This window comes from bacterium (assembly GCA_024228115.1).
GTDB lineage: Bacteria > Myxococcota_A > UBA9160 > UBA9160 > UBA6930.
The window spans coordinates 1-5769 of record JAAETT010000021.1; the positions used below are offsets into that span (position 1 = coordinate 1).

A 5769-nucleotide genomic window follows, 5' to 3' on the forward strand; every position below is an offset into this window, starting at 1 on the left:
GACACTACCTCGCGGCTCTCGATCGCGAACTCGACACCGATCCGACCGACACCGATTCGCCGTTCTGACGAGAAACCAGCACTCGCGCGCGACCACGGCTAGATGATCAGATTTCTACGGTTTCTCGTGATCGCCAACATCCACTCGATGACCACCTCGTCACCCGAGACGATCGCGTGGTCACAGCTCCAGTGTGCGTGCGTTTTGGGTCCCACCTTGGCCCAGTAGTTTGCGAGCCCGTCACGTCCGCGCACCGGTGCATGGTCGACGTAGTAGTGGACGACAGCTTCGGAAAATGTCGAGCGCATCAGCGCAGCGTCCGCGGTGTTGCACCCCTCGTAGTATCGGAGGATCGTCTGAACGTGCGGGTGATCGGGAAGTTCCGGCATGCGGTGGCGACTATCGCGCAGACTCACGGGGCGATGCAAGCTTCTCCGAACCAGTGCAGGCTTCGAAGATGGTTCTCGGGTCTTCGGCTCCGAGCCGCTTCACCCCGTTTCGCAGGGTGGATTGCGGGGCTCAGCCGACGAACTCGAATCGCACCGCACCCACGTGCTCGCAGAGGACCTTGCGTTGCTCGTCGTCGAGGCCTGATGCAGGGTCGTAGCGAAAGCCGCCGAACTGGCTGCCCATCGAGGGAAAGCGCTGCAGGGTTCGCTCGCAATGCTCGAAGAATTCGGGTGTACCGACCGGGACCACTTCTCCCATCGTGCTCCGCAGTTTGCCCCGGATCTGGAGATCAGCAGGCCAGGGTGATTGGAAGTTCTTCCACCAGCGCTTGTCATCGCGCTTCGAGATCAGAACGATCACGGCGTCGCCGTCCAGCTGATAACCCACGGGGATCGAGAACGTCCGGCCCGTCTTGCGGCCCGACCAGCCGACGATCATCAAATTCTTCGATGCGACGAAGTGAAGCCGCGACCGCAGCAACGCCATGATGATGCCGTTCAGTGGTGAAAGCAGGTCGTCCAGGGTCACCGCGATCACTCCGCCAGAGAGAGGTGACAGGTTAGCGCCATCGATTCTCTCGGGACGGCTCTTTCCCGCCCGCGGATTCGGACACTTCAGTCATGCGTGGTGCGGGCGGTGGTTTCGGCTGGCTGCACTCAGCCGAACTCAATCCGAATCGTTCAGGTAGGCCTCTGCGAATATGGCTGCGTTCAATCCGCCAGCGATCACGATGCTTACGCCTCCACCGGGTGCAACCCAGTGACCGCAGAGCAGGAGATTCTCGATCGAGGATTGCTGCGGGATCGGGGCTCCTGCCTGATCGGCCGAGTAGCGCCAACCCACATAGGCACCACCGCGATTCTCGGTAAAGCGCTCGATCGTCACCGGCGTGGAGAGCTCGAGTACCTCGGCGTGTGACTCGATATCGTCGATGCCGAGTGCGCGCCCCATCTTCGAGAGGAGCTGAGGCATGAGCTTCTCTTTCATCGCCTTGTAAGCCCGACCGCGATGCCGCCCTTCGCCGGGCGCCTCATCGAACTTGTCGGGTGTGGCCAGCACCATGGTGGCCACGACACTCTTGCCCTCTGGGCAACAGCTCGGGTCAGTGTTGCTGTAGATCGTCGCTATTGCCGATGTCTGCTTGCTGTAGTCACCGGCGGATAGGCAGAGGAATTCCAACAGTGGTTCCATGCCCGATAAGGGGATGACTTGATGAGTCCCCCGGGGGAGACCGAGGGTCCGTCGCTACTTGGAGGCCCATTGGGCCAGGTTCGGGCGCATCTCGATCGCAAACTCGGACTCCCATGCAATGCCCTATATGGACGGCGCCATCGAAGCCGGATGGCGCGCCGTGACGGAGCAAACGGTTGATGCGGGTAGATCGTGACTTTCTCGATCCCCAATCCGTTTGGCAGAGCAGAAGCAGGAATGTGGGTGCCTGAGTCCGGGGCGGGAGGGTTCGGATCGATCGATCATTGGAAGTTGCGTGCGAGCTCGCTCTGCCTGTATCAGCCCCCGCGGGGATGTTAGTGTCTGTATGTCACTAATTTGTTAAGCTGGTGTGACGATGGCGTATCTGGTCGTGCGAAAGGGAGGCCGCGTGGAAGTGCGTGAGGCCCACAACACTGCGAAAGGGCCTCGTTCCCGAATGCTCACGAGTTTCAAGGGCGCCCTCACCCCTCGAGATCTCGACCGGGCCGAGGCAGCCGCCACCCGTCCGATCGACCGGGAGCGACTCCTGGCGCGCGCAAGAGAGCGCGGCGTCCCGATCGAACGGTCCTCCGCCGGCGCCGCTGCGCGGCATCTCCTTTCGCGGTTGCGCAAGGCAGACGGGCTCGATCCCGCCATCGTGACGCTGCTGCGCGAGCAGCTCGAAGAACACGCCGCCGCGGCGGTGCCAGACGAACTAGCGGACGCCGTGGAGTGGCTGGGGGCCAGCGACCACGAGCGCGGCCACGCACTGCGCGACGTGCTGCGGCTCTACGACACGATCGCCCGTTCGCGGGATCCCGTCCGCGAACCGGAGCAGGAGCGCTTTCCCCGATTCGAAGTCCAGCCGGAACGCCGGGCGTCGTGATACTTCTCGATGAGAAGGTCGTCGCGCTCGCGCGAGCTCTCGTGGCTGCAGAGATTCCCCACGCGTTCGGCGGAGCGATCGCTCTGGCCTACCACGCGACCCCGCGCGGTACGAGAGACATCGACATCAACTTGTTTCTGCCCACGAGCGAGTTCGACCGCGTCCTGGCCGCGCTGCAACCGTTGGGCGTTGCGCCGCCCACGGCCGAGATGCGCAGCGTGCTCGAACGAGATGAACAGCTCCGCATGTACTGGGACGATACGCCCGTCGATCTCTTCTTCTCGTACAATGAGCTGCACGACGCATGCGTTGCCAGGAAGCGCAGCGTTCCGTTCGGCTCCGAACAGATCGCCATCCTCAGCGCCGAGGATCTCGCGATCTTCAAGACGCTATTCGCCCGAGACAAGGACTGGCGTGACCTGCGGGAAATGGTCTTCGTCCAGGCTCCGAACTTCGATGCCGACTACGCGACCGGCTGGCTCGAACGAATCCTGCCTCCCGACGACGAACGCATGCTCCGCTTTCGTGAGATTCTGGAGGCTCACGCCGCAGGGTGAGCCGTATCGAGGTGTTCTGTGATTCGCCGGGGTACGTCCCGCAGCCCATCGTCGTGCCCAGGGACCCCGAGATGAGCGATCGGGAACTACGGGGCGTCGCACGCGGGATTGTGCGAAGCGCGTGTTTCGGCCTTCACTCGATCCCCAATCTCTTCATCCTCTTGTAGGCCAGACGCCAACGCTCGGGATCCATACCCGAGGGAGTTCTCCGCGAAACGCGACCTTACGGGCTAGATCGTTGCCCTCTCGCCGCACGGCCGGACATGCATGAAGTGCTCCCGAGTCGCGCGAATGCAGAGCGTCCAGCTCATATGGTCCGATACGAGCTAGTCGATTCCCCTACCATCCGGCGGACGAGGGCAGGGGACGACGACCTCACGTCCCGCGTTTCCGGGTCGAGTTCGACGAGGACCGGGCGACCGTTACAAGCCCAGGGCGACGATGCCGACTGGGCGACGGCCGTCACCGAGGGCGCGTGCGGGCTTTCGGCGATGGCGCGGGACGGTCAACCCGGCTCCTTCATAGGTAGCTCGTGTAGTTCGGCTCGTACATCCGCTGGCGGATGTACGCAGTCGGGTCGGCGGGACGCTCTACTCGCGCGAGCCCGCGCATCCAGGCAACCTCGGCGACTGCGACGGCAATCGACAAGGACACTTCACGAATACGCGAGAATGGGGGATAGACGCGGGCGAGCGCGAGATCCTCGTCGTGGACCTCGGCAGCCAGGCAGCTCGCAGCCTCGAAGAACATCTCGTCCGTCACCTGCCGTGCACCGCAAGCAATGGCGCCGAGTCCGACACCCGGGAAGACATAGGCGTTGTTGCCCTGGCCTGGGACGATGCGACGGCCCTCCCATTCGACGGGCGGGAACGGACTTCCGCTCGCAAAGATCGCGCGACCGCCCGTCCAGGCGATGGCCTGCTCGGCTGTACATTCGGCCTTGGCCGTCGGATTGGAGAGCGCGAAGACGATGGGCCGCTCGTTCAGGCGGGCCATGGTTTCGACGATGCGTTTCTGGAAGGTCTCCGGGGCGCCGGAGACGCCGATCAGAGCGGTGGGCTGTAGCTCCTCGATGGCCGAGAGGAGATCGGGCAACGGAGCATGGTCGTGGGCGTAGGGGAGCTTGTGGTCCGCCAGGTCGTCACGCTCCCGAACGACCAGGCCCTTCGAGTCGACCAGCCAGCAGCGCCGCCGCGCCTCTGCTTCGGTGAGCCCCTCGGCCTGCATGGCCGCGACGATCATGCTGGCGATGCCGATCCCCGCTTCGCCGGCACCGAGGAAGACGAAGGTCTGGTCCTTCAGTTTCCCTCCGGTCAGGCGCATGGCCGCCTGGACGCCCGCGAGGGCCACCGCCCCGGTGCCTTGGATGTCGTCGTCGAAACACGGCATCAGGTGCCGATATCTCTCGAGCAGGCGGAAGGCGTTGCGGTTGGCGAAGTCCTCGAGCTGGAGGACGGCGTCGGGAAACACCTCGCGCACGGCATCCACGAACTCATCGACCAACGCGTCGTATGCTTCACCTTCGAGCCGTTTCTGCTGCAATCCGAGGTAGAGAGGATCGCAGCGTCGCGCCTCGCTCTCCGTGCCGACATCCAGCGTGATGGGGAGGCATTGCTCCGGGCGGATTCCTGCGCAGGCGGTGTAGAGCGCGAGCTTTCCGACCGGAATGCCCATGCCGTCTACGCCGAGATCTCCGAGCCCGAGGATTCGCCCGCCATCGGTGACGACGATGATGCGTACGTCCTCGTGGGGCCAGTTGCGGAGCACCTCCGCGACGCGCCCGAGATCGTTTGCTGAGACGAACAAGCCGCGCGGGCGGCGGAAGATGTGGCCGTACTCGAGACAAGCGCGGCCGACCGTGGGCGTGTAGAGGATCGGCATCAATTCCTCGAGGTGGTCCACGACCACCCGGTAGAAGAGCGTCTCGTTGCGATCCTGAAGGGCGATCAGGTAGAGGTAGCGCTCGAGATCATTGGACTTGCTTCGAGTGTTCTCGAGTACCCGTGCGACCTGGGTGGGCAGGTCCGACGCCCGCGGCGGCAGGAGCCCGCGCAGGCCGAGGGCGTCGCGCTCCGCTTGGCTGAAGGCCGTGCCCTTGTTGCGAAGCGGATCGTGCAGCAGCTTGACGCCGCGGGAGAGGCTTTCAGGGTCGTGGCTCATGGTGCCCATGAGCCTGCAAGGGCCGTACCCTGCCAGGTCTCGCCAAGCGAGCCCGAAAGTCGCCGCTCCCGCTCCGGATGTCCCTCGTGGCCCCAGTCGCGCCCGCCGAATGGGGGGCTCATTGGCCGTTGGCGCCCTTGTCCACGTCTTCACCCACCTCGCCACGAGCCGTAAGGATGGGTGTCGCTCGAGGAGACAAGTCCCATTCCGTCCAGGTAAGCTTGACAGCGTTCTGGATGGACCCACCGTCTCCGGGAGAGGGGAGGCAGAGTCCCTTGTATCGGCCAATTCAGGTGGTCCTACCATCCTGCGCTCCCCCGCGGGTTGACCAGCGACACGACGAGTCCTGCTGTGGGGCGATCTCGGGATGGCACCACCGTCAAGATGGATCGAACCACGGCACTAGTCCCTTGTATCGACCAAAGGCGGAAGTGTTGTCATGCTAAGCACTGCGTCCCCCGCAGCCAATCGGTTCTCGCCGTGTCGCGGGCCGATTCATGGGGCCCGTATGTCGAAGAAGCGGTA

6 protein-coding genes are annotated in these 5769 nt (G+C 64.0%); 2 read left to right on the forward strand and 4 right to left on the reverse strand.

Translation table 11 applies throughout. The features are described from left to right. Positions 1 to 98: 98 nt before the first annotated feature. From GY937_00620 to GY937_00630, 3 genes are all read right to left on the reverse strand, one after another. Positions 99 to 416: a nuclear transport factor 2 family protein gene (locus GY937_00620; protein ID MCP5055209.1), complete on the reverse strand. Its 318-nt coding sequence runs from the start codon at positions 414 to 416 to the stop codon at positions 99 to 101. A 103-nt stretch (positions 417 to 519) separates the two neighbouring features. Further along, positions 520 to 978 (reverse strand): hypothetical protein, encoded by a 459-nt coding sequence (locus GY937_00625; GenBank protein ID MCP5055210.1) that lies wholly within the window; start codon positions 976 to 978, stop codon positions 520 to 522. Positions 979 to 1116: 138 nt separating this feature from the next. After that, positions 1117 to 1641 carry a hypothetical protein gene (locus GY937_00630; protein ID MCP5055211.1) on the reverse strand — a complete coding sequence of 175 codons (525 nt, stop codon included), beginning with the start codon at positions 1639 to 1641 and terminating at the stop codon, positions 1117 to 1119. A 376-nt stretch (positions 1642 to 2017) separates the two neighbouring features. Here GY937_00630 and GY937_00635 point away from each other — a divergent pair, with 376 nt between their 5' ends. Both GY937_00635 and GY937_00640 read left to right on the forward strand, forming a co-directional pair. Continuing rightward, positions 2018 to 2527 (forward strand): hypothetical protein, encoded by a 510-nt coding sequence (locus GY937_00635; protein ID MCP5055212.1) that lies wholly within the window; start codon positions 2018 to 2020, stop codon positions 2525 to 2527. Beyond that, entirely contained in the window at positions 2524 to 3084 is a 561-nt protein-coding gene (locus GY937_00640; protein ID MCP5055213.1) for a hypothetical protein, read from the forward strand. Before GY937_00635 ends, GY937_00640 begins: the two co-directional genes overlap by 4 nt. 519 nt (positions 3085 to 3603) lie before the next feature. Here GY937_00640 and GY937_00645 read toward each other — a convergent pair. After that, complete coding sequence (locus GY937_00645; GenBank protein MCP5055214.1) at positions 3604 to 5244, reverse strand: NAD-dependent malic enzyme; 1641 nt, start codon at positions 5242 to 5244, stop codon at positions 3604 to 3606. Between the last annotated feature and the right edge of the window lie 525 nt (positions 5245 to 5769).

Bases quoted from the DNA above. Each gene is read 5' to 3' on its own strand.
- GY937_00630 (MCP5055211.1), bottom strand. From the start codon at position 1,641: ATGGAACCACTGTTGGAATTCCTCTGCCTATCCGCCGGTGACTACAGC.
- GY937_00635 (MCP5055212.1), top strand. From the start codon at position 2,018: ATGGCGTATCTGGTCGTGCGAAAGGGAGGCCGCGTGGAAGTGCGTGAG.
- GY937_00645 (MCP5055214.1), bottom strand. From the start codon at position 5,244: ATGAGCCACGACCCTGAAAGCCTCTCCCGCGGCGTCAAGCTGCTGCAC.